General features: G+C 68.9%; 23 protein-coding genes and 1 tRNA gene. 14 read left to right on the top strand and 10 right to left on the bottom strand.

Going from position 1 to position 25,058, the window contains the following annotated elements:
- Positions 1 to 3 precede the first annotated feature (3 nt).
- Positions 4 to 567 carry a nitroreductase family protein gene (locus V5F61_RS03945; protein ID WP_393990234.1) on the bottom strand — a complete coding sequence of 188 codons (564 nt, stop codon included), beginning with the start codon at positions 565 to 567 and terminating at the stop codon, positions 4 to 6.
- A gap of 294 nt (positions 568 to 861) precedes the next feature.
- Here V5F61_RS03945 and V5F61_RS03950 point away from each other — a divergent pair, with 294 nt between their 5' ends.
- Both V5F61_RS03950 and V5F61_RS03955 read left to right on the top strand, forming a co-directional pair.
- The gene (locus V5F61_RS03950; protein WP_393990233.1) at positions 862 to 1,785 is read left to right on the top strand and encodes a hypothetical protein; all 924 of its coding nucleotides are present in this window, start codon (positions 862 to 864) and stop codon (positions 1,783 to 1,785) included.
- A 44-nt stretch (positions 1,786 to 1,829) separates the two neighbouring features.
- The gene (locus V5F61_RS03955) at positions 1,830 to 2,177 is read left to right on the top strand and encodes a c-type cytochrome (RefSeq protein WP_393990232.1); all 348 of its coding nucleotides are present in this window, start codon (positions 1,830 to 1,832) and stop codon (positions 2,175 to 2,177) included.
- A gap of 293 nt (positions 2,178 to 2,470) precedes the next feature.
- Here V5F61_RS03955 and thrS read toward each other — a convergent pair whose 3' ends face one another.
- Complete coding sequence (thrS, locus tag V5F61_RS03960; protein ID WP_393990231.1) at positions 2,471 to 4,450, bottom strand: threonine--tRNA ligase; 1,980 nt, start codon at positions 4,448 to 4,450, stop codon at positions 2,471 to 2,473.
- A gap of 378 nt (positions 4,451 to 4,828) precedes the next feature.
- Between thrS and V5F61_RS03965 the strand changes: the two genes are divergently transcribed.
- The 3 genes from V5F61_RS03965 (at position 4,829) to V5F61_RS03975 (ending at position 7,662) form a co-directional block, all read left to right on the top strand.
- Positions 4,829 to 5,461 carry a L,D-transpeptidase gene (locus V5F61_RS03965; protein ID WP_393990230.1) on the top strand — a complete coding sequence of 211 codons (633 nt, stop codon included), beginning with the start codon at positions 4,829 to 4,831 and terminating at the stop codon, positions 5,459 to 5,461.
- A gap of 46 nt (positions 5,462 to 5,507) precedes the next feature.
- Positions 5,508 to 6,536 carry an amino acid ABC transporter substrate-binding protein gene (locus V5F61_RS03970; protein WP_393990229.1) on the top strand — a complete coding sequence of 343 codons (1,029 nt, stop codon included), beginning with the start codon at positions 5,508 to 5,510 and terminating at the stop codon, positions 6,534 to 6,536.
- Between the two features lie 136 nt (positions 6,537 to 6,672).
- Positions 6,673 to 7,662 carry an MBL fold metallo-hydrolase gene (locus V5F61_RS03975; RefSeq protein WP_393990228.1) on the top strand — a complete coding sequence of 330 codons (990 nt, stop codon included), beginning with the start codon at positions 6,673 to 6,675 and terminating at the stop codon, positions 7,660 to 7,662.
- Positions 7,663 to 7,666: 4 nt separating this feature from the next.
- Here the strand turns inward: V5F61_RS03975 and cutA are convergent, their stop codons facing one another.
- The gene (gene cutA, locus V5F61_RS03980; RefSeq protein WP_393990227.1) at positions 7,667 to 8,005 is read right to left on the bottom strand and encodes a divalent-cation tolerance protein CutA; all 339 of its coding nucleotides are present in this window, start codon (positions 8,003 to 8,005) and stop codon (positions 7,667 to 7,669) included.
- A 229-nt stretch (positions 8,006 to 8,234) separates the two neighbouring features.
- Here cutA and V5F61_RS03985 point away from each other — a divergent pair, with 229 nt between their 5' ends.
- The 3 genes from V5F61_RS03985 to V5F61_RS03995 are packed head-to-tail and all read left to right on the top strand — an operon-like array spanning position 8,235 to position 11,572.
- A complete protein-coding gene (locus V5F61_RS03985) occupies positions 8,235 to 9,017 on the top strand; it encodes an NAD kinase (protein WP_393990226.1) in 783 nt (260 codons plus the stop codon).
- A gap of 23 nt (positions 9,018 to 9,040) precedes the next feature.
- Positions 9,041 to 10,465 carry an MBOAT family O-acyltransferase gene (locus V5F61_RS03990; protein WP_393990225.1) on the top strand — a complete coding sequence of 475 codons (1,425 nt, stop codon included), beginning with the start codon at positions 9,041 to 9,043 and terminating at the stop codon, positions 10,463 to 10,465.
- Positions 10,466 to 10,483: 18 nt separating this feature from the next.
- Complete coding sequence (locus V5F61_RS03995; RefSeq protein ID WP_393990224.1) at positions 10,484 to 11,572, top strand: alginate O-acetyltransferase AlgX-related protein; 1,089 nt, start codon at positions 10,484 to 10,486, stop codon at positions 11,570 to 11,572.
- Positions 11,573 to 11,585: 13 nt separating this feature from the next.
- Here V5F61_RS03995 and V5F61_RS04000 read toward each other — a convergent pair whose 3' ends face one another.
- The 4 genes from V5F61_RS04000 to folE form a co-directional block, all read right to left on the bottom strand.
- The gene (locus tag V5F61_RS04000) at positions 11,586 to 12,188 is read right to left on the bottom strand and encodes a flavin reductase family protein (protein WP_393990223.1); all 603 of its coding nucleotides are present in this window, start codon (positions 12,186 to 12,188) and stop codon (positions 11,586 to 11,588) included.
- A 79-nt stretch (positions 12,189 to 12,267) separates the two neighbouring features.
- The gene (locus tag V5F61_RS04005) at positions 12,268 to 13,341 is read right to left on the bottom strand and encodes a patatin-like phospholipase family protein (protein WP_393990222.1); all 1,074 of its coding nucleotides are present in this window, start codon (positions 13,339 to 13,341) and stop codon (positions 12,268 to 12,270) included.
- 443 nt (positions 13,342 to 13,784) lie between these two features.
- Entirely contained in the window at positions 13,785 to 14,261 is a 477-nt protein-coding gene (hisI, locus tag V5F61_RS04010; protein WP_393990221.1) for a phosphoribosyl-AMP cyclohydrolase, read from the bottom strand.
- Between the two features lie 73 nt (positions 14,262 to 14,334).
- The gene (gene folE / locus V5F61_RS04015) at positions 14,335 to 15,081 is read right to left on the bottom strand and encodes a GTP cyclohydrolase I FolE (protein ID WP_393990220.1); all 747 of its coding nucleotides are present in this window, start codon (positions 15,079 to 15,081) and stop codon (positions 14,335 to 14,337) included.
- Positions 15,082 to 15,422: 341 nt separating this feature from the next.
- On the opposite strand from folE, the gene V5F61_RS04020 reads away from it, so the two are divergent.
- From V5F61_RS04020 to V5F61_RS04030, 3 genes are all read left to right on the top strand, one after another.
- Entirely contained in the window at positions 15,423 to 15,881 is a 459-nt protein-coding gene (locus V5F61_RS04020; RefSeq protein ID WP_393990219.1) for an iron-sulfur cluster assembly scaffold protein, read from the top strand.
- Positions 15,868 to 16,263, top strand: a complete 396-nt coding sequence (gene yidD / locus V5F61_RS04025; RefSeq protein WP_393990218.1) for a membrane protein insertion efficiency factor YidD — start codon at positions 15,868 to 15,870, stop codon at positions 16,261 to 16,263. The genes V5F61_RS04020 and yidD overlap by 14 nt, the downstream gene beginning before the upstream one ends.
- 88 nt (positions 16,264 to 16,351) lie before the next feature.
- Positions 16,352 to 17,767: a hypothetical protein gene (locus V5F61_RS04030; RefSeq protein ID WP_393990217.1), complete on the top strand. Its 1,416-nt coding sequence runs from the start codon at positions 16,352 to 16,354 to the stop codon at positions 17,765 to 17,767.
- 57 nt (positions 17,768 to 17,824) lie between these two features.
- Here V5F61_RS04030 and V5F61_RS04035 read toward each other — a convergent pair whose 3' ends face one another.
- Complete coding sequence (locus V5F61_RS04035; RefSeq protein ID WP_393990216.1) at positions 17,825 to 19,474, bottom strand: long-chain-fatty-acid--CoA ligase; 1,650 nt, start codon at positions 19,472 to 19,474, stop codon at positions 17,825 to 17,827.
- A gap of 48 nt (positions 19,475 to 19,522) precedes the next feature.
- Positions 19,523 to 21,286, bottom strand: a complete 1,764-nt coding sequence (locus V5F61_RS04040) for an acyl-CoA dehydrogenase (protein WP_393990215.1) — start codon at positions 21,284 to 21,286, stop codon at positions 19,523 to 19,525.
- A gap of 386 nt (positions 21,287 to 21,672) precedes the next feature.
- Between V5F61_RS04040 and V5F61_RS04045 the strand changes: the two genes are divergently transcribed.
- Positions 21,673 to 22,332, top strand: coding sequence for a TetR/AcrR family transcriptional regulator (locus tag V5F61_RS04045; RefSeq protein WP_393990214.1), 660 nt, complete (start codon positions 21,673 to 21,675; stop codon positions 22,330 to 22,332).
- A 153-nt stretch (positions 22,333 to 22,485) separates the two neighbouring features.
- Here the strand turns inward: V5F61_RS04045 and V5F61_RS04050 are convergent.
- A tRNA-His gene (locus V5F61_RS04050) sits at positions 22,486 to 22,562 on the bottom strand.
- A 221-nt stretch (positions 22,563 to 22,783) separates the two neighbouring features.
- Here V5F61_RS04050 and V5F61_RS04055 point away from each other — a divergent pair.
- Together V5F61_RS04055 and V5F61_RS04060 are read left to right on the top strand one after the other, a co-directional pair.
- A complete protein-coding gene (locus V5F61_RS04055) occupies positions 22,784 to 23,578 on the top strand; it encodes a thymidylate synthase (RefSeq protein ID WP_393990243.1) in 795 nt (264 codons plus the stop codon).
- Between the two features lie 73 nt (positions 23,579 to 23,651).
- Complete coding sequence (locus tag V5F61_RS04060; RefSeq protein WP_393990213.1) at positions 23,652 to 24,941, top strand: MFS transporter; 1,290 nt, start codon at positions 23,652 to 23,654, stop codon at positions 24,939 to 24,941.
- Positions 24,942 to 25,058: the final 117 nt, after the last annotated feature.

Genomic DNA, 25,058 nt, shown 5'->3' on the forward strand with positions numbered 1-25,058 from the left:
GGCTCAGAACCGGGTGACGATCCGCGAAAGGTCCGGCCGCGGGCGATCCTCCATCTTCTGCGCCGGCATGCCGATGTAGATGAAGCCGGCCACGCGCTCGTGGGCGGCCAGCCCCAGGGCCGCGCGCGCGTCGGCGTCATAGGTCGGCCATTCGCTGATCCAGGTGGCGCCGTAGCCGAGCGCGAGCGTCGCCAGCAGCATGTTCTGGCAGCAGGCCGCCGCCGAGAGAAGCTGCTCCCACTCGGGGATCTTCACATGGGGCGCCGCGGTGGAGATCACGCCCACCACCAGCGGCACCCGCAGGAAGCGGGCGCGCTCCTCCTCCAGCCGCTTTTCGCTGGCCTCGCCGTCCTTGGCGGCGAGCACGCGGGCCAGGGCCTCGCCGGCGCGGGCGCGGCCTTCTCCCTCAAACACAATGAAGCGCCAGGGCGCGAGCTTGCCATGATCGGGCACGCGCGCGGCGATCGTGAGGATGGTGTCCAGTTCCTGCGCGGAGGGGGCGGGCTCCTGGAGGTCCATGATGCGGGAGGAGCGGCGCGTGCTCAGGAGCTCAATGGCGTCGGGCATGGGGCGAGGGGCCTTCGCTGGTAGCCGGCTGCGAGCCGGCGGGTCTGGCCGATCTATAAAGGGCATGGGGCATGGGGCGAAAGCGCGCCGTTGCCGCGCCGCACTTCCGCAGCGGTACGGCGGCGGCGACTTGAAACCGCCCCGAATTTTGTGCACCTCAAGGCGATGACCTGCTTCGCTCCCCTGTTCCGGCGTCTTTTCCGCAGCTCCGGCCCGGCCGGCAGGCCGCTGGTCCACGTGGCGCTCGCTCTCGCGGCGGCTTTGTCTTGGAGCATGCCGGCGGGTGCGCAAAGCATGCAATTTCTGGGCTCGACAGGCGCGGTGCCACAGGCTGGCCCCTTCGCGGCCCCGCCTGCTGGCCCCGGCGCGCGCTCTCCCGTGCTGGCGCCCGGCGCGGGAAGCGCGCCTGCCGCGGGCTCGCGCGAGCCCCATGCGCTGCTGCCCAGCGCGCCGCCCGGCAAGGCTGCGCTTGGCGTGTTCGCCCGCTTCGGCGAGGAGGGGGCTCCGGTGCAGCGTGGGCTGGTGTGGCGCGTGTTCGCGGACCAGCCGGAAAGCACCGGCGCCTTTGCGCTGGTGGCGGAAAGCGCGGAAGCGGCGCCGGTCTTTTTCCTCAGCCCTGGCGGCTACATCGTGCATGTCACCTATGGGCTCGCCACCACGGCGCAGCGGGTTGCGGTGGGTGCGGTTTCGCGGCGCGAGGCATTCGCGCTGCCGGCGGGTGGACTGCGCCTCCAGGCGGATGTGGAGAACCACGCCATCGCCGCGCAGAAGCTCACCTTCGACATTTACGAAGGCTCGTTCCTGCAGGGGCGCGCTTCGAGCCAGCCCTATTACCGCGGCGCGGGGGCTGGCGAGGTGATCCTGCTGCCTGAGGGCACCTACCATGTGGTGTCCACCTATGGCGATGCCAACGCGGTGGTGCGCGCCGACGTGAACGTGGCGCCCGGCAAGCTCACCGATGCCACCATGCACCACCGCGCCGCGCAGGTGATGCTGAAGCTGGTGAAGGCCAAGGGCGGGGAGGCGCAGCCCGATACACAGTGGACCGTCATCACCCCAGGCGGCGACACCATCAAGGAATCCATCGGCGCCTTTCCCACCTTCGTGCTCTCGGAGGGGGACTACACCGCCATCGGGCGCCATGATGGCAAGAATTTCAGCCGCGACTTCAAGGTGGAGGCGGGCAAGGACCAGAACTTGGAAGTGATGATGCAATAGCGCATCATCACTTTTTGAAAGCGACCCAGCGAAAGGCGAGGCCCGTGATCCGTTCCCTGCGTCCTGTATCCGGCCTGCTGGCGGCGGCCGTTGTATTCGTTTCGGTTCTCGCCGGGGAGGGCAGGGCGATGGCGGGCGGAGATGCCGCCTCGGGGCACGTGATCGCGCAGACATGGTGCGCGAGCTGCCACGTGGTTGAGCGCGGTCAGGAACGGGCGCAGAGCGATGCGCCGCCCTTCGCTTCCATCGTGCGCCGGGCGCTCGATCCCTCCGCGGAATGGATCGCCTTCCGCCTTCTCTCCCCCCACCCGCAGATGCCCCAGGTTTCCCTGACCCGCGCCCAGGCTGAGGACCTCGCGGCCTATTTCAGGACCCTCGAGAAGGAGCAGTAGCTGAGCGCCGGCGGCCGACCGCAAAGGCGAGGCCGTTCGCGTTGTTCCCAGAGGCCGTATGAGCTTGGCGCCGGAAGGCAGGCGGCGGTCTTGGCGTGTCTTGCCCGCAGATCCGCGTGGTTCGAGGCCTGCCTTTCCGAAGGCTGCGGCATGCTGCGCATGGGCGAAAATCGTGGTCCGCTCCGGAATGGCCCAGCCCTGGAGGCTGCCGGGCGGAATCAGAACTTCCGCATGTAAAAAGACCCCCGGAGCATGGCTCCGGGGGTCTTTTTTGGGTCGGCGAAGCGTTTCGCTCAGGTTGCTGCGCTCGCAAGGCTTGCCTTGCGCTTCAGGTCCGGCGGCACGGCCTCCTCGCTCAGGGCGGCGAGCACCTGGTCGAGGCTCCCGCTCTCCTGGGCGTTGGAGCCCAGGCGGCGGATGGAGAGCGTGCGCTCGGCCGCTTCCTTCTTGCCCGCCACCAGCAGCACCGGAACCTTGGCCAGCGAATGTTCGCGCACCTTGAGGTTGATCTTCTCGTTGCGAAGATCCACTTCGGCGCGCAGGCCCGCCGCCTTCAGCCGTGCCACCACTTCCTCGGCGTAGGCATCGGCCTCGGAGGTGATGGTGGCCACCACCATCTGGGCGGGCGCGAGCCAGAGCGGGAAGTGCCCGGCGAAGTGCTCGATCAGGATGCCGGTGAAGCGCTCCATGGAGCCGCAGATGGCGCGGTGGATCATCACCGGCGTCTTCTTCTGGCCGTCGGCGTCCACGTAGAAGGCGCCGAAGCGCTCCGGCAGGTTGAAGTCCACCTGCGTGGTGCCGCACTGCCATTCGCGGCCGATGGCATCCCGCAGGGTGTATTCGAACTTCGGCCCGTAGAAGGCGCCCTCGCCCGGCAGGATGCCGGTCTTGATGCGGCCGCCGGAAGCCTCCTCGATCTGCTTGAGCACGCGGGTCATCACCTCCTCGGCGTGATCCCACACGGCGTCCGAGCCCACGCGCTTGTCGGGGCGCGTGGAGAGCTTCACGATGATCTCCTCGAATCCGAAATCGGCATAGGTGGAGAGGATCAGGTCGTTGATCTTCAGGCACTCGGCCGCCATCTGCTCCTCGGTGCAGAAGATGTGGGCGTCGTCCTGGGTGAAGCCGCGCACGCGCATGAGCCCGTGCAGCGCGCCCGAGGGCTCGTAGCGATGCACCGCGCCGAACTCGGCGAGGCGCATGGGCAGGTCGCGGTAGCTCTTCAGGCCATGCTTGAAGATCTGCACATGGCCGGGGCAGTTCATGGGCTTCAGGGCGAACACGCGCTCGTCCTTGGTCTCGTCGCCCGCGGACTGCACCTTGAACATGTTCTCCTTGTACCAGCCCCAGTGGCCGGAGGTCTCCCACAGGCCGGCGTCAAGCACCTGGGGGGCGTTGACTTCGCTATAGTCGGCCTTAAGCCGGCGGCGCATATAGGCCACCAGTTCCTGGAACAGGGTCCAGCCCTTGGGGTGCCAGAACACGGTGCCGGGGCCTTCCTCCTGGAAGTGGAACAGGTCCATCTCCCGGCCGAGGCGGCGATGGTCGCGCTTCTCGGCCTCCTCCAGGCGGTGGAGATAGGCGGCAAGCTCCTTCTCGTCGTGCCAGGCTGTGCCGTAGATGCGGGTGAGCATGGGGTTGTTGCTGTCACCGCGCCAATAGGCGCCGGCCACCTTCATGAGCTTGAAGGCGTTGCCGATCTTGCCGGTGGAGGGCAAATGCGGGCCGCGGCAGAGGTCGAACCACTCCCCCTGCTTGTAGATCTTCACGTCCTGGTCGGCGGGAATGGCGTCCACCAGCTCGACCTTGTAGTTCTCGCCCATCTCGCCGAAGACGCGCTTGGCCTCGTCGCGGGTCCACACTTCCTTGGTGAAGGGGCGGTCGCGAGCGATGATCTCGCGCATCTTCGCCTCGATCACCGGCAGGTCCTCGGTGGTGAAGGGCTCGTTGCGGGCGAAATCGTAATAGAAGCCGTTCTCGATCACCGGGCCGATGGTGACCTGGGTGCCTGGCCACAGCGCCTGCACCGCCTCGGCCATCACATGCGAGCAATCGTGGCGGATCAGCTCCAGCGCGCGGGGGTCGTCGCGGGTGACGATCTCGAATTTCGCGTCGGCGCCGATGGGGGCGGCAAGGTCGGCCAGCTCACCGTCAAGGGTGACGGCGACCGCCTTCTTGGCCAGGGATTTGGAGATCTGGGCCGCGATATCGGCGCCCGAGGTTCCCTCGGCGTATTCGCGCTTGGCGCCGTCGGGGAAGGTCAACGAGATCATTAGCATCCTCCTGCCCACTCCTGCGCACCACGCAGGTAGGCTTGTGTCCCATATGGGGCGCACCTTTTAAGGGGGAAGGGCCGGCGGCGTCCAGATGGCCCCGGGCGTATGGATCGGGACCGGCTGTCCTCGGCGATGAGGCGGTTGTGATCGGAAAGCGGCGCCTCGCGGGGGCTGCTCCCCCTTTCCCTCGGGGCGCGGCTCAGCTAATCGGATTGCGGGGATGTGGGTTGTGCATGCCGCATGAGTCCTTCCGGGGACGAAGGGGCATGGCCCATGCGCGGGGCTGAGTGACGGGAACGGCCGGCGTTAAGCCGCGCTTAAGCCGAACCCGGTGACAACGTCTGCTCCCGAAGGGACGCGACAGATGAGGCGGGCATGATTTCCTCGACCTTCAAGACCTTGACCTTCGCCGCCCTGCTTCAGGCTGGCCTGCTGGCCGGCGTGAGCGCGGGCCATGCGCAGACGGCGCCGCGCGGTACCCCCGGCGCCACCATGGATATCGGCGACCAGCCCGGCTACGTGCCTCCCGATGACGACGAGGCCCAGATGGACCCCGCCTTCCGTCGCCAGCCGGTGTATTTCCGCACCACCGAGCCGCCGGGCACCATCATCATCAGCACCAACGAGCGCTTCCTTTATCTCGTCCAGGGCGACAACCGCGCCATCCGCTACGGCATCGGCGTCGGCCGCGACGGCTTCCAGTGGTCGGGCCTGAAGAGCATCGAGCGCAAGGCCGAATGGCCTGACTGGCGCCCGCCGTCCGAGATGATCGAGCGCCAGCCCTACCTGCCGCGCTTCATGGCCGGTGGCCCCGGCAACCCCATGGGCGCCCGCGCGCTCTACATCGGCGGCACGGTCTACCGCATCCACGGCACCAACCAGCCGCAGACCATCGGCTATGCGGTGTCCTCGGGCTGCTTCCGCCTCGTGAACTCCGACATCATCGACCTCTACCAGCGCGTGCCGGTGGGCACGAAGGTCATCGTGCGCCAGCAGGCCACCCTCTGAGGGTGGCCCTTTTCCTTTTCTCCCTTCTCCTGAACCGGGGGCATTCATGAAGAAGTTACTGGCCCTTCTGGCCGGCGCGGTCGCGCTCGCGGCCACCGGCGCCTCGGCCGAGACTGTGGCGCCGTCGCAGACCCTGAAGACCGTGAAGGACCGCGGCGAGCTTATCTGCGGCGTGTCGAAGGGCCTGCCGGGCTTCTCGGCGGCCGACGCCAAGGGGCAGTGGAGCGGCTTCGACGTGGACCTGTGCCGCGCGGTGGCTGCCGCCGTGCTCGGCAGCGGCGACAAGGTGAAGTTCGTGCCTCTCTCGGCGGAGGAACGCTTCCCCGCCCTGCAGAAGGGGCAGGTGGACCTGCTCTCGCGCAACTCCACCTGGACGCTGGACCGGGAAGGCAAGCTCGGCCTGCTGTTCGCCGGCATCTCCTATTACGACGGCCAGGGCTTCCTGGTGCGCGACCAGCGCAAGATCACCTCGGCCCTGGAGCTGGGCAAGTCGAAGGTCTGCGTGCAGGAAGGCACCACCGCGGTGGGCAACACGCAGGACTACTTCAAGGCCAACGGCATGGAGCTGGAGCTGATCACGCTGCCCAACTCCGAGGAGCTGGTGAAGGCCTACGAATCGGGCAAGTGCGACACCCTCACCACCGACGTGTCGCAGCTCTATGCCCTGCGCCTCAACATGGCCAAGCCGGCCGACCACATCGTGCTGCCCGACGTCATCTCCAAGGAGCCGCTCGGCCCCGTGGTGCGCCAGGGCGACGACCAGTGGTTCAATGTGGTGAAGTGGGTGCTCTACGGTATGATCAATGCCGAGGAGCTGGGCGTGACCTCCGCCAATCTCGACGAGGCGCAGAAGTCGCAGAAGCCGGACGTGAAGCGCCTGCTCGGCGTGGAGGGCGACAACGGCGCCTCCCTCGGCCTGCCCAACGATTTCGTGGTGCTGGTGGTGAAGGCCGTGGGCAACTACGGCGAGAGCTATGAGCGCAACGTGGGCGCCGCCTCCAAGCTCGGCATCCCCCGCGGGATCAACCAGCTCTGGAGCATGGGCGGCATCCAGTACGCCCCGCCCATCCGCTGACGCGCGGGCGCATTCCAAGGTTTCCGGCGCCGCTCGCAGGCATGTGAGCGGCGCCTCCGTTTGTGGCGTCGACCGTCGACAGGGGCGTGGCTATGCTGCCGGCCGAGAGGCTTTCCCTCGCGCCGGAAGGATTTCCATGACCGCGTTGTCGCGCCGCACCCTCGTTGCCGGCACCGCCGGCGCAACCGCCGCCGGCCTCCTGGGCGCCCGCATCACGCCGGTCGAGGCGCAGGACGCGGCGCCGGGGCAGGGCGCTGCGCGGCCGATCCCGAGCGCCTACCGCTACAAGGTGGGCGAGGCGGTCGTCACCGCCGTCAGCGACGGCGTGCGTACCTTCCCCATGCCCGAGGGCTTCGTGCGCAACGCGCCGCGCGAGGCGGTGAACGGCGCGCTCGCCGCCGCCTTCCTCCCGGTGGACCAGATCTCGATCCCCTTCAACGTGCTGTTGATCGAGACCGGCGGGCGGCGCGTGCTGGTGGATACGGGCAACGGGCCTGGGCAGGGACCGGTGGGCCGAGCACGGGAGACGCTGGCGGCCATCGGCGTGCCGGCCGAGAGCATCGACCAGGTGGTCGTCTCCCATTTCCACGGCGACCACATCAACGGCCTTTTGACCGCGGAGGGAACGTCCGCCTTTCCGAAGGCTCGCGTCTTCGTGCCGGAGGCGGAATGGGCGTTCTGGATGGACGAGGGCGAGGCCAGCCGCGCGCCGGAGGGCATGAAGAGCAGCTTCCAGAACGTGCGGCGGGTGTTCAAGCCGTTCGAGAACGAGGTGGAGCGCTATGCCTGGGACAAGGAGGTGGCGCCGGGCCTCACCAGCCTCGGCACGCCCGGCCACACGCCGGGGCACACCTCCTTCACGCTCGGCTCGGGGGCGGATGCGCTCTTTATCCAATCCGACATCACGAACATTCCCGCCCTGTTCGTGGCGAATCCCTCCTGGCAGGTGATGTTCGACATGGACGGCGCCAAGGCTGCTGAGGTCCGCCGGCGCACCTATGAGCGCCTCGCCGCCGAGCGCATGAAGGTGGCGGGCTATCATTTTCCCTTCCCCGGCGCGGCCCACCTGGTGAAGGAGGGCGAGGGGTATCGCTACGTGCCGGTGATGTGGAACCCGGTGCCCTGAGTGCTCATTCGGGCGGCAGGGGCTCGGTCTCGGTGGCGATCCAGCGGAGATAGCCGGGATCTCCGCCCGAGACCGGCACCACCAGGATGGCCGGCTGCTCATAGGGGTGGATGGCGCGGACGGTCGCCACCACCTTTTCGGCGTGGGCCGCCGTGGTCTTCAGCAGCATCGCGACCTCTTCTCCCCGCTCGATCTCGCCCGCCCAGCGGTATATGGAAACCATGCCCGGCAGAATGTTGGCGCAGGCGACGAGGCGCTGCTCCACCAGCAGGCGGGCGGTGGCCTCGGCCGGCTCCAGCGCCGGGAAGGTGGTGTAGACCAGGGCGGTGGCAGAATGGCTCATGGGGCGCCTCTATGGCCGAGCGCCGCCCGGAGCGAGCCTGCGCCCGGCCAGGATGGCGCCAAAGCCGGCAGCCGCCAAGGTGGCGGTGGATGCCGCCGGCCTTGGCGTCCTCCCGCACGCAGGGAGCTGCACATTGCTTTGCCTCGACAAGACCCGATCGGGGCATTAGACGAAAGCGGGTGTTTCTGCCCCTGCGCGGCCTGCGCCGCCGTTCTGAACGCTTCAATCCATGAGCCAAGCCGCCGGTCTCTCCCCCAAGATCGCCTTTGTCGCCAGCCAGACTCCTGAAGCGGAGGCCGCGCGCGATCGCCTTGACGCGCGCTACGGCGGCACCTCGGTGGCCGACGCGGACGTGATCGTGGCGCTGGGCGGCGACGGGCTCATGCTGCAGACCCTGCACCATTTCCGGGACCGGGGCCTGCCCATCTACGGCATGCATCGCGGCTCGGTGGGCTTCCTCATGAATACCTTCCGCGAGGATGACCTGGTGGCGCGCCTCGCCGCCGCCCAGCACGTGAGGATCCACCCGCTGGTGATGGAGGTGATGGACGCCAACGGCACCCGCCACCGGGCGCCCGCCATCAATGAGGTGTCGCTGCTGCGCCAGACCTACCAGGCGGCGAAGCTCCGGGTTTCCATCGATGGCAAGGTGCGGCTCGAGGAGCTCATCTGCGACGGCATCATCATCGCCACCCCGGCCGGCTCCACCGCCTACAATCTCTCCGCGCACGGACCCATCCTTCCGCTTGGCACGGCCCTGCTCGCCATCACGCCGATCTCACCCTTCCGCCCCCGCCGCTGGCGCGGCGCGCTGGTGCCGGACAAGGCGCGCATCGACATCGCGGTGCTTGAGGCCGAGAAGCGCCCCGTGAGCGCGGCTGCCGACCATTACGAGGTGCGGAACATCGTCGCGGTATCGGCACGGCTTGACACTTCATCGTCCATCGACATGCTGTTCGACCCGGACCACGGCCTGGAAGAGCGCATACTGCGCGAGCAGTTCGTGTATTAGACCCCTCCTGCCCGCGACGCCCGATGGTTTTTTCCTCAGTCACCTTCCTCTATTATTTCCTGCCCGCATTCCTGGCCTGCTACTTCCTGGCGCCGGGTATACGGATCAAGAATACCGTTCTGCTGGTCTTCTCCCTCGTCTTCTATGCTTGGGGCGGGCTGGCGAACGTGGTGGTGCTCGCGAGCTCCATCGTGGCGAACTATTTTCTGGCGCTGCTGATCGACGGGCGGTCCGAGCGCTACCGGCTGAAGACGCTGGGGGTCGCGGTCGCGGTCAACCTCGCCGGGCTCATCGCCTTCAAATACGCGGGCTTCCTCGCCACCAACCTCAATATCCTCATCGCGCCCCTCGGGCTTGCGCTGCCCGTGGTGCATCCGGAGCTGCCGTTGGGCATCTCCTTCTTCACCTTCCACGCCATCTCCTACCTGGTGGACGTCTATCGCCGGAAGGCGCGGGCGAACGGGCGGTTCGAGGAGATCGCGGTCTACATCACCATGTTCCCGCAGTTGGTTGCGGGCCCCATCGTGCGCTACTCCACCATCGCCCACCGCATCCGCGAGCGGCGCACCACGCTGGGGCGGGTGTCGGCGGGCTTGCGCATCTTCGTCATCGGCCTGTCCTGGAAGGTGCTGATCGCCGACGAGGTGGCGCCGGTGGTCTCCGTCGTGTTCGACAAGACGGCGGTGCCCAACCTCTGGGAAGCATGGATCGGCGTGAACGCCTACGCGATCCAGCTCTATTTCGATTTCGGCGGCTATTCCAACATGGCCATCGGGCTCGCCATCGCCATGGGGCTGAAGTTCCCGCGCAACTTCAACCTGCCCTATCGCTCGCGCTCCATCGGCGAGTTCTGGCGGCGCTGGCACATGAGCCTGTCGAGCTGGTTCCGCGACTATGTCTACATCCCCCTGGGCGGAAGCCGGAAGGGGCCGTGGCGGTCCATCGGCAATCTCTGGGCGGTGTTCTTCCTGTGCGGCCTGTGGCACGGGGCGAGCTGGAATTATCTGGTCTGGGGCCTCTATCAGGGCCTCTTCCTGATGCTGGAGCGCACCCGGCTCGGCACGTGGCTGGAGCGCTCGCCGCCGGTGGTGGGCTTCCTCTACACCCAGGCCGTGCTGTTCTCGAGCTGGGTGTGGTTCCGCGCGAGCTCCCTCGAGCAATCCAAGATGCTGTTCGGCAGCCTCATCGGCCTCAACGGGACGGGCGAGATCTCGGCCGCGCTGCTGGCGGAACTGCAGTGGATGACCATCGCGGTGAGCATCCTCGCCTGGCCGCTGGCCATCTTCGGCCTGCCGAAGCCCGGCGCGGGCATGATGCGCCTGCCGGAAAAGGTGCGCGGCGCGTTCTATGCCCTGGGCGACAGCACGGTCATGCTGGTGCTGTTCATCCTGTGCGCGCTTTCGGTGGGGGCGGCGGCCTACAGCCCCTTCCTCTATTTCCAGTTCTGAGAAACGGGAGGGGTCGTCATGGCGCTGCTCATGTCCTTCCGCCGCTATTGGGCGGTCTTCTTCTTCTCCGTGCTGGTGCTGCCCACCATCGGCTTCTTCGCGCCCGACCTGCCGGCGCCCCTGCGCACGGTGGCGGCCCCGGCGGAGAGCTGGTGGCTCAGGGCCTCGGAGCGGCTCGATCCTTACATTAACAACGTCTTCGGCTTCCGCGGCGCGGTGCTGGCGGCGCACGACCGCTACGTCCGCTGGCTTGGCGTCGACGGCGAGCGGGTGATGAAGGGCGAGGGCGGCGCGCTGTTCATCAAGGACCAGCAGGCGGTGGAGCAGTCCATTGGCCAGCTCGTGCGCCCCTGGGTGGTGGAGCAGGTGGCTGACGTCGCCACGCGCCTGGACCGCTACATGAAGTCCATCGGCGGCCGGTTCGTGACGGTGGTGCCGCCCAACGGCCAGACCGTGAACTGGGACCGGCTGCCCGCGTATGCGCGCGACCTGCGGCGCTCGCCTACCGAATACGACCTGCTCGCCAAGACCATGGCGGCGCGCGGCATCCCCTTCGTGGACCTGCGCCCGGTGATGGCCGAGGCGCGGAAGGACGGGCCGGTCTACCGCCTCAACGACACCCACTGGAACGACCGCGGCGCCGTTCTCGGCTTCAACGCCACCATGGATGCCCTGGGCCGGCCGGACCTCGCGTTCAATCCCGCCGACGTGCTCGGCCCGCCCCGTGAGCGGTTCGACGGTGATCTGGTGCGCCTCATGGGCGCCACCAAGGCCGAGGTGCCGGATGTGGACTATCCGCGCAAGGGCGCCATGGTGCGGCGCGAGGACCTGACGCCGATCCCCGACATCGCGACCCAGCGCTCGCCCAAGGACCCCTTCCAGCCCCAGGTCTACGAGACCGGGCATGCGGGGCCGCGCATCATGGTGATCGGCGATTCGTTCACCCAGAGCTTCTGGCCGGGCCTCCTGGCCGCCCGCGCCTCCGCCTACATGTGGACCCACCACCGCAGCTGCGGCTTCGACATGCAGGAAGTGGAGCGCTTCAAGCCCGATATCCTGATCTACGCCCCCGCCGAGCGCTCTCTGCCGTGCCGGGCGGAGAAATAGCGCGCGCTCCGCCTCAGGCCTTCGGGCGCGGGCGGGCGACGAGGCGATCCACCGGGGCGTAGTCGAGGTAGCCGCAGCGCGCCAGGGTGTGCAGACGGGCGATGTCCAGCCGCCCATCCACGAGGGTTTCGTCGGCGATGTGGACGCCGACGACCTCTCCGATGACCATGTAGTTGTCGGTCACGCGCCCGTCGCGTCCGCGGAGGCGGATGGTTTCCACATGCACGCATTCCAGCGCGCAGGGGCTCGCGGCCACGCGCGGCGGCTTCACGAGGCGCGAGGGCGCTGGGACGATGCCGCACGCGGCGAACTCGCTCACCTGCGGCGGCAGCGGGGCGCTGGAGGCGTTGACCGCATCGATGAGGTCCAGCGTGGCGAGGCTGCACACGAACTCGCCGGTGGCCTCGATGTTCGCCACGCTGTCCTTGTGTCCGATGGAGGAGAACATGACCAGCGGCGGCGCTTCGCTCACCATGTTGAAGAAGGAGTAGGGCGCAAGGTTCGCCGTGCCTTCCGCCGAGAGGGAGGAGATCCACCCGATGGGGCGGGGCGCCACGATGGCCTTCAGCGGGCTGTGGGGCAATCCGTGGTCGTTGCGGGCGGGCTCGTAGAACATATGGTGTGCATCCGGGCGGCAAGGGTAGTCCGGCGCCATCGTTATCCGCGCGCGTCGGCGTCGTCACCGCCTCACGCACTCACTTGAGCGTGGCCACGGCGGCGGCGATGTCGTCCAGGCTGCGCTCCACCGCCTCGGCGCCCGCGGCGATGGCCTCGCGGGCCCGCTGGAAATCGAACAGGCCGATGGCACCGAGCCTAGGGGATACCATCAGGTCCGGCGGGTCCCCGGCGAGGCGCGAGCGGGCGATGCGGTCCTGCGTGATGTTGAAGGCGTCGATCATCACGCTGGAGAGACCGCGCGGACCGTCCTCGTCGGGGGCGGAGAAAAACTGCCGGCGCAGCCGGTCCGGGCTCAGCCGGCCCATCAGGTTGCGGCGCTTGCCAGTGAGCGCGGCATCCGCCACATGGCCCACAACGCCGCCGTGGTCATGGATGACGGTGCCGCGCCCGAACACGTCGGAATTCAGGTTGACCGCCACCACCAGCCGGGCGCCCAGCGCCCGCGCGGGGGAAACGGGCACCGGGTTCACCAGCGCCCCGTCCATCAGCCACCGTCCGCCCACGTTCACCGGGGTGAAGATGCCGGGCAGGGCATAGGAGGCGCGCAGCGCGTCCACGAAATCACCGCGCGTGAGCCAGATCTCGTGGCCGCTGCCGAGCTCGGTGGCGATGGCGCCGAACACCACTGGCAGGTCCTCGATGGCAACGTTACCCACCTTCTGGCGCATCAGGTCCACCAGACGGCGCCCGCCGATGAGCCCGGCGCCGCCGAGGGCGAAGTCCAGCATGCCCAGAACGCGCCGCTTGTTGAGAGCGAGCGCCCATTCTTCCAGCGCGTCGAGCTGGCCGCAGGCCCACACCCCGCCCACCACGGCACCGATGGAGGTACCGGTGACCACGCCGGGCCGGAGGCCCGCCTTCTCCAACGCCCGGAGAACGCCGATGTGCGCGAATCCGCGCGCCGCGCCGCCGCCGAGCGCGAGGCCGAAGGCGGGCCGGTGCGGGTGGGCCGATGGGTGAGGCGGGGCGGCGTCGAGATCGGGACGCAGCTCGGTCTCGTTCACGGGCGGGGCATTTGCCTGGGGGTCGTCGAGCCGGGGCCCCGTGGGGTCGAGAGCGCTTTCGCCACGCCGGAGAAAGGGATGAAACATGATCGCCTCGCAGTGCCGCCGCGTCGAGACGCGTGCTTTGCAGTAGCAATGCCCCAGCCCGCGCGCCGGTTCCGACGCGCCCCTCCATTACCTGTATCTTGCCACAGGCGGATGTCGGAACCGTGGCCGTGGCGTGGGGAGCGGTGCGGCAGATCGGGGGCCGGAGCCGGGCAGCAATTGCTGCACCCGGTGCGTTTGTCGATGGCGCCGCCCGGTATCGACGGAGCGCTCATGGCGCCGGCATCAGCGGGCAAGGCCCTCCTGCGATACCGGCGGGACGGATGCTTGGAGGTTATCCCGCAAGGCGAAGCAGACCGGTGGCCGCCTTGGAACCAGACAAGGAAGGGGAGCTCCGGCGGCGTCATCCGGCCGCCAGGAGCCATTTTCCATGCCCGGAAGGTCTGCTCAGCGGACCTGCGAGCGGCGCGTGGGCGGGCGGCTGTTCAGTGGTCGTGCGGCTTGCCGTAGACGGCGGCGGGGTCGAAGCGCGGGGTGTCGCCGGTGAAGCCGAGGGCGGTGTCCGGGCCCGGCGCGGCGCCCAGGGGCACGGTGCGGTAGAAGCAGGAGCGACGGCCGGTGTGGCAGGCGGCACCCGTGCCGCCCATCTCCACCTTGATGACCACGGCGTCCTGGTCGCAGTCCACCAGCATCTCCAGCACCTTCTGGGTGTGGCCGGAGCTTTCGCCCTTCTTCCAGAGCTTGCCGCGCGAACGGCTGAAATAATGCGCCTCGCCGGTGGCCATGGTGAGGGCCAGCGCCTCGGCGTTCATGTGGGCGAGCATCAGCACCTCGCCGGTGTGTGCGTCCACGGCCACGCAGGTGATGAGGCCGTTGGCGTCGAACCTGGGGGTGAGCTGGGTTCCTTCCTCCAGCGCCGCGCCGGAGGCGGGGGGGGCGAAGAGGGCGGCGGGGGCGGTCATGGGAGAGGCTCTCAAGCATGGGGCCGCTGCCTTGCGGCGCGGCCCCGTTGAAAAACGTCGGTGGAATGGCGGATCAGGCCCTGGCGGCGCGCACCATGGTCATGAAGCGCACCTGCTCGGCCGGGTCATCGCGGAACACGCCGGTGAACTGGCTGGTGAGGGTGGTGACCCCGGCCTTGGTGATGCCGCGCATGGACATGCACATGTGCTCGGCCTCGATCATCACCGCCACGCCGCGCGGGCGCAGGCCCTCGTCCAGCGTGGTGACGATCTGCGAGGTGAGGTGCTCCTGGGTCTGGAGGCGCCGGGCGAAGGTGTCCACCACCCGCGCGATCTTGGAGAGGCCCACCACCCGCTCCACCGGGAAATAGGCCACATGGGCCCGCCCGTAGAACGGCACCATGTGGTGCTCGCAATGGGAATAGAAGGGGATGTCCTTTACCAGCACCATGTCGTCGAAGGTGCCGATCTCGCCGAACGTGCGGTCGAGCATCTCGTCGCCGCCCTCGGCATAGCCGGAGAACAGCTCGTCATAGGCCTTGATGACGCGCTTGGGGGTGTCGAGCAGGCCCTCGCGCGCGGGGTTCTCGCCCATGTAGGCGAGCAGGGTGCGCACCGCGGCCTCGGCTTCCTCGCGGGACGGGCGGGGGCTGCCGTCCGGCAGCGGGGGAAACACCGCGCGGGGCGCCGGCTGGCCGTCCGCGGCCGGCTTGTGTCCCTTGCGGGCGTTCTTCGCGGCTTCCATCTCGCGCGCCTGCGCCTGGCGCTGGCGTTCTTCGTTTTCCGCCTGCGCCTTGAACAATTTCACAACCGCGTCCATGACGTACACAACTCCGTTCGACCCGCCGCGGCGCAAAGCCGGATGGCGGGAGTGTCACCGGTCGTCGGCTACGCATGCGCGGGAGCCTTTCCCAACCGCGCCCCGCCTTGCGGCGGCGGCCATGCCGTCCGTACCCTTCCAGCCTGGAGCGCTTCCAGGCGAAGCTCCATCATGGGGCGGCGCGCGTTCCGGCGCAAGCTGCGCGGCGCGCATGGGACGGGGGCCTTACCGGCGTCCGACACAGCGCTATATAGGGATGAGCCGCGGTTCTTTCGCCGGCACGGCGCCGGGGAGGGGATCACGTTTGGTTCAAGGCCGGCAGGGCCGGCGGGTTCGGGCCCATGATCAACGACATCTACAACGCGCGCATCCTGACACTGGCGGCCGAAATTCCCCGGCTCGGGCGCCTCCCCGCGCCGCAGGCCACGGCGAAAGCCCATTCGCGCCTGTGTGGCTCCACCGTGGTGGTGGATCTCGCCATGGAAGGCGACACGGTGACCGATTTCGCCCACGAGGTGCGCGCCTGCGCCCTGGGGCAGGCGTCGTCCTCCCTCATGGCGCGCCACGTGATCGGCGCGAAGGCCGCGGACCTGCGCGCGCTGCGCCAGACGGTGCTGAGGATGCTGAAGGAGAACGGCCCGCCGCCGGAGGGCGCCTTCGACGAGTTCAAGGTGCTGGAGCCCATCCGCGACTACAAGGCGCGCCACGCCTCCACCATGCTCACCTTCGACGCCGTGGTGGACTGCATCGACCAGATCGAGCGGGCGCGGGCCGGCGAGGCGGGCCATGCGGCCGAGTGAGCCGCGCGGAGGAGGAAGCGCCCTCGACGAGCTGCCGTGGACGGCGCCGAAGCGCCGGGGGTGGGGCCTTCCCGCTTTGATCGGCCGCGTGCCGCGCGCCATCCTGCGCGCGCCGATCCTGCTGTATCGCTACACCCTTTCCTCCTTCATGGGCCGGCAGTGCCGCTACCTGCCCACCTGCTCCGAATATGCCGACGAGGCCATCTCCCGCCACGGCGCCTGGCCCGGCCTGTTCATGGCGACGGCGCGGCTGTGCCGCTGCCATCCCTGGGGCGGCCACGGCTATGATCCGGTGCCGGGGGAGCTTTCGCCGGAGGGTCGCTGGTATCTGCCGTGGCGCTACGGGCGCTGGCGCTGCGAGGCGCCGCCGCAGGACGAATGAGCGCCGGAGCCGCTTGCCCGGCGCCGGGGGCGCTGCCTATGCTCTGCGTGGTTTCCGGGTGTGGAACGCGTAAGCCGGAGGGGATGGCGTGACGATCTCGGTGGTCAGCGGCGGGCCGGTTTCCGATGCCGCCTCGGTGGCGGCGCGTCTCGCCCTCGGCACCATGGAACTGCTGGGGCCGGCGGCGGCGGGCGCGCCGCTCATGGCGCGGGTGCGGCTGCCGCTGGAGCCCTTCAAGGCCGGCGGCGGCGGCGTGCAACAGGTCTTCGGCCCCTGGTTCGGCACCGCGCGCCGCGATGGACCGGTGGAGAGCTTTCGCCTCGCCTCCGTAGACGGCGGGCTTGCGCTCACCGGCCAGGTGGGCGCCGATCTCCGGCTCGATGCGCCAGCGCTCGCCTACGGCAAGGTGGTGGACATCACCTCCGGTCAGATGTCGGTGTTGCCGGGGGGCGTGGTGGCGCTGGGCCTGATGGGGAAGATGTCCGTGCCGCAGCCGGCGGGGCAGGAATTCCATGTGCATTGGGATTCCTGGTACGAGAGGCCTGACTCTGCCTATCCCGAGGGCTTCCACCTCACCAACCTGCCGCCCTATGTCTCCACCGTCACGCTCTGCTTCGCGCGGCCACAGGTGACCTACGAGGGGCTGGATGACAACGTCTATGCCACCACCGGCCTCCAGTTCCAGGGCACCGGCCACCAGCTGAAGACCGCGCTCGACCTGTTGCGCATGCGGCGGCCGGGCATCCGCGTCGCGCTCGCGGTGCAGCAGGGCGGGCCGCTCGGCTTCGAGCCCTACGACCGCGACGGGTGGGCCGGCATGAACGGCACCCACTTCCGCGCCCTTGCCCTGTTCATGGACCAGATGGGCATTCGCGACATCGACGTGGACTATGAGTGCGTGGCCTCCTCCATGGACGGGGACAAGCACTGCCTCGTGAAGGCCGGCGGCGACGTGTGGTGCTACACCGACGGCGAGCTGGTGCGCGTCATCAAGGCGTTCCGCGACAGGTTCCCGCGGCCGAAGTACCGGCTCGCCATCGACGCCTACAACACGGGTGCCTATTTCGGCCCATTCGCGAAGCAGATTCCCGTGGGCTGGAACCACGGCTATGTGGCGGCCCTGGCGCGGGACCCGAAGGCGCGCGCCGCCATCGACGCCATCAACATCATGTCGTTCGACGAAAAGCCGGGATACGACCCGGTGCGCGCGCTAGAGGCCTATCAATACCACTTCCCGGAGGCACAGGTGTTCCTGGGCCTGCGCTCCGGGCCGCCCTGGCACGGGGACGTGAAGCGCTCGCTGACCGATGTGATCGATTTCGCCAACGCCGCCATCCGCCTGAAGGCCGGCGGGCTGTGGCTCTATTCGCTGCTGTGGGACATGGGCGAGCCGCACGGGCCCTATGGCCCCGATAATCCGGACGTGAACATGATGGCCCGGCTGGTGGCCGAGCGCTTCCAACTGCCGGGCGCGGACGAGCCGCTGGTGCGCACCGGCGGCTGAGGCCCCGCCCTGCCCGACCCCGAAGGGCCGTGCGGGACGGGGAGCCGGCTCCGCACCTCAGCTGGTGAAAACGTCCGGACCGCCGCCGCCGATATGCTCCAGGATGATCTGGCGCACGGCCTTCTTGGAGAGCTTGCCGGTGGCGGTGTGGGGCAGTTCCGGCACGATCACCACGTCGTCCGGGATGCTCCACTTGGAGATCCTGCCTTCGTAATGGGCGCGCATGTCGGCACGGGAGAAGCTCGCGCCCGGCTTCAGCACCGCCACCAGCACCGGGCGCTCGCCCCAGCGTGCATCGGGCTTCGCCACGATGGCGGCTTCCTGGATGGCCGGGTGCGCCTGGGCGATGTTCTCCAGCTCGATGGAGGAGATCCACTCGCCGCCGGATTTCACCACGTCCTTGGTGCGGTCGACGATCTGGATGAAGCCGTCGGCGTCCTGGGTCACCACGTCGCCGGTGTTGAACCAGCCAGGCGCCTCCTCGTGGGCGGGGCTGTGCTCCGTGTTGAAGTAGGAGGCGGCCACCCACGGCCCGCGCACCAGCATGGCGCCAAAGCTCTTGCCGTCGCGCGGCACCTGCGCGCCATCGGCGCCGGCCACGCGGAACTCCATGCCGAACAGGGGGCGGCCCTGCTTGCACTCCAGGGCGAGGCGCGCCTCGGGGTCGAGCGCCTCGTGCTTGGGCTTGAGGGCGGCGGCAAGGCCCACCGGGCTCGTTTCCGTCATGCCCCAGGCGTGGCGTACCTTCACGCCCATGTTGTGGAAGCGGCTGATCATGATGGGCGGGGTGGCGGAACCGCCGATCACCACCCGCTTGAGAGCGGAGAAGCGGCGGCCGTGGGTGTCCATCCAGTCGAGCAGGCCGAGCCACACGGTGGGCACGCCGGCGGTGATGGTGACGCCCTCGCCCTCGAACAGGGTGTAGAGGCTGGCGCCGTCGAGGTGGGCGCCGGGCAGCACCAGCTTCGCGCCCACCATGGCGCCCACGAAGGGCAGGCCCCATGCGTTCACATGGAACATGGGCACGATGGGGGCGATGATATCGGCGCTGGAAAAGCCGAACGCGTCGGGCATGGAGACCGCCATGGCGTGCAGCACGCAGGAGCGGTGGCTGTAGAGCACGCCCTTGGGATCGCCCGTGGTGCCGGAGGTGTAACACAGGCTGGAGGCGGTGTTCTCGTCGAGGACCGGCCACTCGAAGGTGTCTGGCTCGCCGGCGATGAGGGTCTCGTAGCAGAGGAGGCCGGGCAGGGCCTCGGACGTGGGCATGTGGGCCTCGTCCGTCATGGCGACGATGGCCTTGAGGTCCTTCAGCTCGCCGGCCAGCTCTTCGACGATGGGCAGGAAGGTGAGATCGAAGAACAGCACGCTGTCGGCGGCATGGTGGATGATGTAGGCGATCTGCTCGCGGAACAGGCGCGGGTTGATGGTGTGGCACACGAGGCCGGAGCCGGAGACCCCGAAGTAGAGCTCCATGTGGCGGTAGCCGTTCCACGCCAGGGTGCCCACCCGGTCGCCGTCCTTCAGGCCGAGCCGCGCGAGGGCGTTGGCGAGCTTGCGGGTGCGCTGCGCCAGCTCGCCGTAAGTGTAGCGGTGGAGGCCGCCCTCCACGGCCGCGGACACCACCTCGCCATCGGCATGGTAGGCCTCTGCGTGCCGCAGGATGGATGAGAGCAGCAGCGGGACATCCATCATTGTTCCGAGCATCGTTTCCTCCGTTGGAAAGTTGTCGTTCCGGGCGTTGCCGGTCGTTGGTCAGAAAGCGTCGGCGGGAAGCGCCATGAGCGAGGGCGCGCCATGGGAGAGCGCGGCATCGAGGCCGAGCGTCTCGGGCAGCATGCGCTCCACGAAGAAGCGCGCCAGCGCCGCCTTGCGCCGCACGGTGGGCGTCGCCGTCTCGCCGAGGCCGGCGGCGGCCGCCGCCATGCGCACCCACATCCAGCCGAACGAGACGAGGGCGAACATGCGCAGGTAGTCGGTCGCCGCCGCGCCCGCCTCGATGGCGCCGCCGTTCTCCGCGAGCCGGGCGGTGGCGCTCCGCAGGCGCTCCAGCGCGTCGGACACCGGCTTCACCAGAGCCGCGCCGGCCACGGGCAAGGCGGCGTCGAGATCGGCTTCCACCAGGGCGAAGAAACGCGCGGGAAGGGCGCCGCCGTCGAGGGTGAGCTTGCGGCCCACGAGGTCCATGGCCTGCACGCCGTTGGTGCCCTCGTAGATCTGGGCGATGCGGGCGTCGCGCACGAACTGCTCCATGCCCCATTCGCGGATGTAGCCGTGTCCGCCGAGCACCTGCTGGGAGGCCACCGCCGTCTCGAAGCCGAAATCGGTGAAGGCGGCCTTCACCACCGGCGTCAGCAGCGCCACCATGCCGTCCGCGTCGCGCCGCGCGGCGGCTTCCGGGTGGTGGGCGGCGATGTCCATCTGCAGGGCGGTCCACACCGCGAGCGCCCGCGCCGCCTCGATGTAGGCGCGGCCCTTCAGCAGCATCTTGCGCACGTCGGGGTGGGCGATGATGGCGACCGGGCCGGGCGTGCCGTCCGCGCCATGGCCCTGCAGGCGCTCGCGCGCATAGGCGACGGCCTTCTGGTTCGCCGCCTCCGCGACGCCGAGGCCCTGGATGCCCACGAACAGGCGCTCGGCATTCATCATCGTGAACATGGCGTTGAGCCCGCGCCCCGCCTCGCCCACCAGCCAGCCGGTGGCGCCGTCGTAATTCATGACGCAGGTGGGCTGGGCGTGGATGCCCATCTTGTGCTCCAGCGCGCCCACCGACATGGCATTGCGCCGGCCGAGGCTGCCGTCCGCCTCCACCAGCACCTTCGGGCACAGGAACAGGCTGATGCCCTTCACGCCCCTGGGCGCGTCCGGCAGGCGGGCGAGCACCAGGTGGATGACGTTGCCGCCGAAGTCCTGGTCGCCGGAGGAGATGAAGATCTTGGTGCCGGAAATGGCATAGGTGCCGTCGCCGTTCGGCACGGCGCGGGTGGTGAGAAGGCCGAGATCGGTGCCCGCCCCGGCTTCCGTCAGCGCCATGGCGCCAGTCCACTCGCCGGAGATCATCTTGGGCAGGTATGTGGCCTTCAGCTCCGCGCTGGCATGGTGGCCGATGGCCTCCACCGCCCCGCGCGTGAGACCGGGGAACAGGCCGAACGAGAGATTCGCGGAGGAGAGCATCTCGTCGAGCAGGATCTGCAGCACGCGGGGCAGGCCCTGGCCGCCGTATTCGGGATCACCCGAAAGCGCGCACCAGCCCGCTTCCGCGAAGGCGCGATAGGCCTCGGCCACACCCTTGGGCGTCGTCACGCGTCCGTCGTCGAGCGTGCAGCCGCTCTCGTCGCCGGGGCGGTTGAGGGGCTCCAGCACGCCGGCACAGAACTTTCCGCCCTCTTCCAGCACGCTCACGGCGAGCTCGGTGTTCACCTCCGGATAGGCGGGCAGGGCCGCCATGGCGCGATCAAAGCCGAACACGCGATCGAGCAGGAAGGCGATGTCCTCGACGGGCGGAACATAGGCGGCCATGGGCGAGTCCTTGGGGTTCGGGGCCGGCGCGCGGGCGCGGCCGGGCGGCGGGGCATGGGAAGCGCGGCGGGGAAGCGGCGGGCGTGGCTCCGGCGGAGCGTCGCCGCCAGGCGTGGCGCCCTCGCGCGCCCGCCCGTCCGGTCCTTCGGCCCTGCCAGAGGTTTCGCCACGTCCGGTGATCTCCGCTCTGTTGTGTGCTGTACCAAACGATTGTTACACTCCGCAAGAGGCGCTTCGGCATTGGCGTCGCTTCATGGGCGCGCGGGTGTTTGCGCGGGCGGCGCAGCGCGGTAAGTGAGGGCGGGCAGGGCGCGACAGGTGCGGCCCTGCACGGCGAAGCGAGGCGGCGCGGGCGAAAGGCTGCGCGCCGCGGTACGAGGTGGCAGGTGAAGGACAGCACGCGAGCGGACAGCACCGAGGAACGGGCCGGCAGCGCGGCGACCGGCGTTCGCGGCGATCTGTTCGCAGGGGAGATCAGCGAGCGCTACCGCGCCATCCTGGAGGCGGCCGCGAGCCTGTTCGCGGAGCGCGGCTATGCCGCGACCTCGGTGCGGGACATCGGCGAGCGGGTGGGCCTGCTCGGCGGCTCGCTCTACCACTACATCAAGTCCAAGGAGCTCCTGTTCATCAAGATCCACGACACCGCGCTGCAGGTGTCCGAGGACCGCATCCGCGCCGCCATCGAGCGGGAGAGCGACCCCTGGGCGCGGCTGGAGGCCGCGTGTGTGACCATGCTGGGCATCCAGCTCGATCCCCAGTCCATCACCATGCCACTGATGAACGACTTCCTGGCCGTGCCCCGCCACGTGCAGGAAAGCCTCATCGCCAAGCGCGACGCCTTCGAGCGGATCTTCCTGGATCTGGTGGATGACCTGCCGCTGGAGCCGGGCATCGACCGCGGCGTCTACCGGCTGCTGCTGCTCACGCTGCTGAACAATGTGGGGCTGTGGTACCGGCCCGGACGCCTCTCACCGGAGGAGATCGGGCGGCAGATCGTGCGCATCTTCCGTCACCCTGCCGCGGCGGGCGTGATGAAGGAGGGGTGAGTCGCGCCGGCCTCGCCTCGTTCCGCTGGGCCCCACACGGGTTTTCGCGACCATGCCGCATCCGGGCACGCGTCTTTCGGGGGCCTCGCGCGCCAGGAGCCTTGGCGAGGCCGACGGGCATGTTACGGAAGATATGAAGGGAAGAAAATGCAGTGGTACAGGTGGGTGGGCTCGAACCACCGACCTCCGGTTCCACAGACCGGCGCTCTAACCAACTGAGCTACACCTGCACACGCCCCAGCGCAGGGCGCCGGAGAGAGCGCGGAACCTACGCAAGCTCCCCGCGGATTGCAAGAGGCAAACCTGAGGCATGGCCCGTCTTGCACAGGCCCGTTGCATCCACGGCGCGCTGCCCCGGCGCTCCCTGTGGGCCATGCGGGGGGCGGCCATGGCGATCGCCGAGCATTGGTGTAAAGCTCAGGGGCGGGCCGGCGGCCCCTGGAAGAGGACCATGCAGCAGTATCTCGACCTTCTGAACCGCATTCTGCACGAGGGCGCGCGCAAGGACGACCGCACAGGGACCGGCACGCTGAGCGTGTTCGGCCACCAGATGCGTTTCCGCCTCGACGAAGGCTTCCCCCTTGTCACGACCAAGAAGCTGCACCTGAAGTCCATCATCCACGAGCTGCTGTGGTTCCTGGCCGGGGACACCAACATCCGCTACCTGAAGGAGAACGGGGTCTCCATCTGGGACGAGTGGGCGGATGCGAACGGGGACCTGGGCCCCGTCTACGGCCACCAATGGCGCTCCTGGCCCACGCCGGAAGGCGGAACCATCGACCAGATTGCCCAGGTGGTCGCCGACATCCGGCGCAATCCCGATTCTCGGCGCCTTATCGTCACCGCCTGGAATCCAGCCGACGTGTCCAGGATGGCGCTGCCGCCGTGCCACTGCCTGTTCCAGTTCGCGGTCGCGGAGGGGCGCCTCTCCTGCCAGCTCTACCAGCGCTCGGCCGACGTGTTCCTGGGCGTGCCCTTCAACATCGCCTCCTATGCCCTGCTCACCCACATGGTGGCGCAGGTCACTGGCCTTCAGGCGGGGGATTTCATCCATACCCTGGGCGATGCGCACCTCTACACCAATCATTTCGACCAGGCGCGCGAGCAGCTCACCCGCAGCCCGCGTTCCCTGCCGCGGCTGGCACTGAACCCGCAGGTGAAGGATCTTTTCGCCTTCCGTTACGAGGATGTGGGTATCACCGGCTACGATCCCTATCCCGCCATCAAGGCGCCGGTGGCGGTCTGACACGCGGCCGCAAGGGAATGCTGGCGCCAGCCACACCTCCAGCTTAAGCTTCGCTCCTTGCGGGGGGCGCAGCATGATCATTGACGAGCGGGTCGGCGCAGGCGGCGTTGATCGAACCACGCTGGCTGGGTGGGTGGTCTGGGGCACGGCCGCCCTCTTTTATCTCTATGAATTCTTCGTGCGCGTGGCGCCCTCGGCGATGGAGCCCGAGCTGCAGGCCCATTTCGGCCTCTCAGCGGCAGCCCTTGGGGCGGCGGCAGGCGCCTATTATTTCGTCTACTCCCCCATGCAGCTTCTCTCGGGCACGGTCATCGACCGGTTCGGAGCCAAGCATACGCTCGTGGTTGCCGCGCTCATCTGCACGGCCGGCGCGTTCGTGGAACTGATGGGGACGTCGCCGCTGCTGCTGTCGGCCGCCCGCTTCCTTCAGGGGCTGGGCTCGGCATTCGCTTTCGTTGGCACCATGTACCTGGCGGCGCAGTGGTTTCCGCGCTCCATGCTGGCCCTGCTGGCAGGCCTCACCACCTCCCTCGGCATGGCCGGCGCCATCCTCGGCAATTCCGGCACCGCTTTCATCGTGGAAACTCTGGGCTGGCGGAGCGCGCTGCTGGCGGCGGGGGGCCTCGGCATCGTCATCGTGGTGCTCATCATGCTGCTGGTCCGGTCCCATCCCTCGGCCGGGGCGGCGGGGGGCAAAGCGCCCGCACCGCATATTCTCAAGGCCCTGCGGGTGGTGTGGTCGAACCCGCAGAGCTGGTATCTTGGTATCGTCGGCGCCGCGCTCTACATGCCCCTGTCCATCCTGGGCGCGCTCTGGGGGGAGGACTACATCGCGGCGGTCACCGGGGCAGATCCGGAGGAGGCGGCCTTCGCTGTCTCGCTCATGTATGTCGGCTGGCTCGTGGGGGGACCGGTGGCGGGCCTCGTCTCAGACCGCTATGGGACGCGGCGCATCCTGCTGCTCGGGGCGTCCATCGCCACCTGCGCGGTGACGCTGGCCATCGCACTCATACCCCAGGTCTCCCTTCCGGGCATGTACGGGCTCATGCTGCTGCTCGGGCTCGCCTCCACCTCACAGGTGGTGTGCTTCGCCTCGGCGGTGGAGCACAATCCGCCCGAAGTGACCGGCACCGCCATTGCCGCCACCAACATGATGATCATGCTGCTCGGCGGTCTCGGCGAATGGGGGTTCGGCGCGTTGCTCGATACCTTCGGCGCCGGTGCCGGAAAGGCGCTGGACCCCCAGGCCTTCCGCTTCGCCATCGGGCTTCTGCCCGCCGTCTGCATCGTCGGGCTCGGCGCGGCGCTGCTGCTTACCGAGGCGCGCGAGCGGGAGCCGGCGGCGGAGGTCGCTGCGGCCTGATGGCCGGGCGTTCACACCCGCGCGCGCTCACGCCATCGTGCGCCGCGGGGCGATGCCCCCGGGGTGCGGGAAGGCGTATGCGAAAGTGGGCCCTCCACGGGCGCCGCAGCGCAAAGG

The sequence above is a fragment of the Xanthobacter sediminis genome, from assembly GCF_043195015.1.
GTDB lineage: Bacteria > Pseudomonadota > Alphaproteobacteria > Rhizobiales > Xanthobacteraceae > Xanthobacter.

Bases quoted from the DNA above. Each gene is read 5' to 3' on its own strand.
- V5F61_RS03945 (WP_393990234.1), bottom strand. From the start codon at position 567: ATGCCCGACGCCATTGAGCTCCTGAGCACGCGCCGCTCCTCCCGCATC.
- V5F61_RS03950 (WP_393990233.1), top strand. From the start codon at position 862: ATGCAATTTCTGGGCTCGACAGGCGCGGTGCCACAGGCTGGCCCCTTC.
- thrS (WP_393990231.1), bottom strand. From the start codon at position 4,450: ATGATCTCGTTGACCTTCCCCGACGGCGCCAAGCGCGAATACGCCGAG.
- V5F61_RS03965 (WP_393990230.1), top strand. From the start codon at position 4,829: ATGATTTCCTCGACCTTCAAGACCTTGACCTTCGCCGCCCTGCTTCAG.
- V5F61_RS03970 (WP_393990229.1), top strand. From the start codon at position 5,508: ATGAAGAAGTTACTGGCCCTTCTGGCCGGCGCGGTCGCGCTCGCGGCC.
- V5F61_RS03975 (WP_393990228.1), top strand. From the start codon at position 6,673: ATGACCGCGTTGTCGCGCCGCACCCTCGTTGCCGGCACCGCCGGCGCA.
- cutA (WP_393990227.1), bottom strand. From the start codon at position 8,005: ATGAGCCATTCTGCCACCGCCCTGGTCTACACCACCTTCCCGGCGCTG.
- V5F61_RS03985 (WP_393990226.1), top strand. From the start codon at position 8,235: ATGAGCCAAGCCGCCGGTCTCTCCCCCAAGATCGCCTTTGTCGCCAGC.
- V5F61_RS03990 (WP_393990225.1), top strand. From the start codon at position 9,041: ATGGTTTTTTCCTCAGTCACCTTCCTCTATTATTTCCTGCCCGCATTC.
- V5F61_RS03995 (WP_393990224.1), top strand. From the start codon at position 10,484: ATGGCGCTGCTCATGTCCTTCCGCCGCTATTGGGCGGTCTTCTTCTTC.
- V5F61_RS04000 (WP_393990223.1), bottom strand. From the start codon at position 12,188: ATGTTCTACGAGCCCGCCCGCAACGACCACGGATTGCCCCACAGCCCG.
- V5F61_RS04005 (WP_393990222.1), bottom strand. From the start codon at position 13,341: ATGTTTCATCCCTTTCTCCGGCGTGGCGAAAGCGCTCTCGACCCCACG.
- hisI (WP_393990221.1), bottom strand. From the start codon at position 14,261: ATGACCGCCCCCGCCGCCCTCTTCGCCCCCCCCGCCTCCGGCGCGGCG.
- folE (WP_393990220.1), bottom strand. From the start codon at position 15,081: ATGGACGCGGTTGTGAAATTGTTCAAGGCGCAGGCGGAAAACGAAGAA.
- V5F61_RS04020 (WP_393990219.1), top strand. From the start codon at position 15,423: ATGATCAACGACATCTACAACGCGCGCATCCTGACACTGGCGGCCGAA.
- yidD (WP_393990218.1), top strand. From the start codon at position 15,868: ATGCGGCCGAGTGAGCCGCGCGGAGGAGGAAGCGCCCTCGACGAGCTG.
- V5F61_RS04035 (WP_393990216.1), bottom strand. From the start codon at position 19,474: ATGCTCGGAACAATGATGGATGTCCCGCTGCTGCTCTCATCCATCCTG.
- V5F61_RS04040 (WP_393990215.1), bottom strand. From the start codon at position 21,286: ATGGCCGCCTATGTTCCGCCCGTCGAGGACATCGCCTTCCTGCTCGAT.
- V5F61_RS04055 (WP_393990243.1), top strand. From the start codon at position 22,784: ATGCAGCAGTATCTCGACCTTCTGAACCGCATTCTGCACGAGGGCGCG.
- V5F61_RS04060 (WP_393990213.1), top strand. From the start codon at position 23,652: ATGATCATTGACGAGCGGGTCGGCGCAGGCGGCGTTGATCGAACCACG.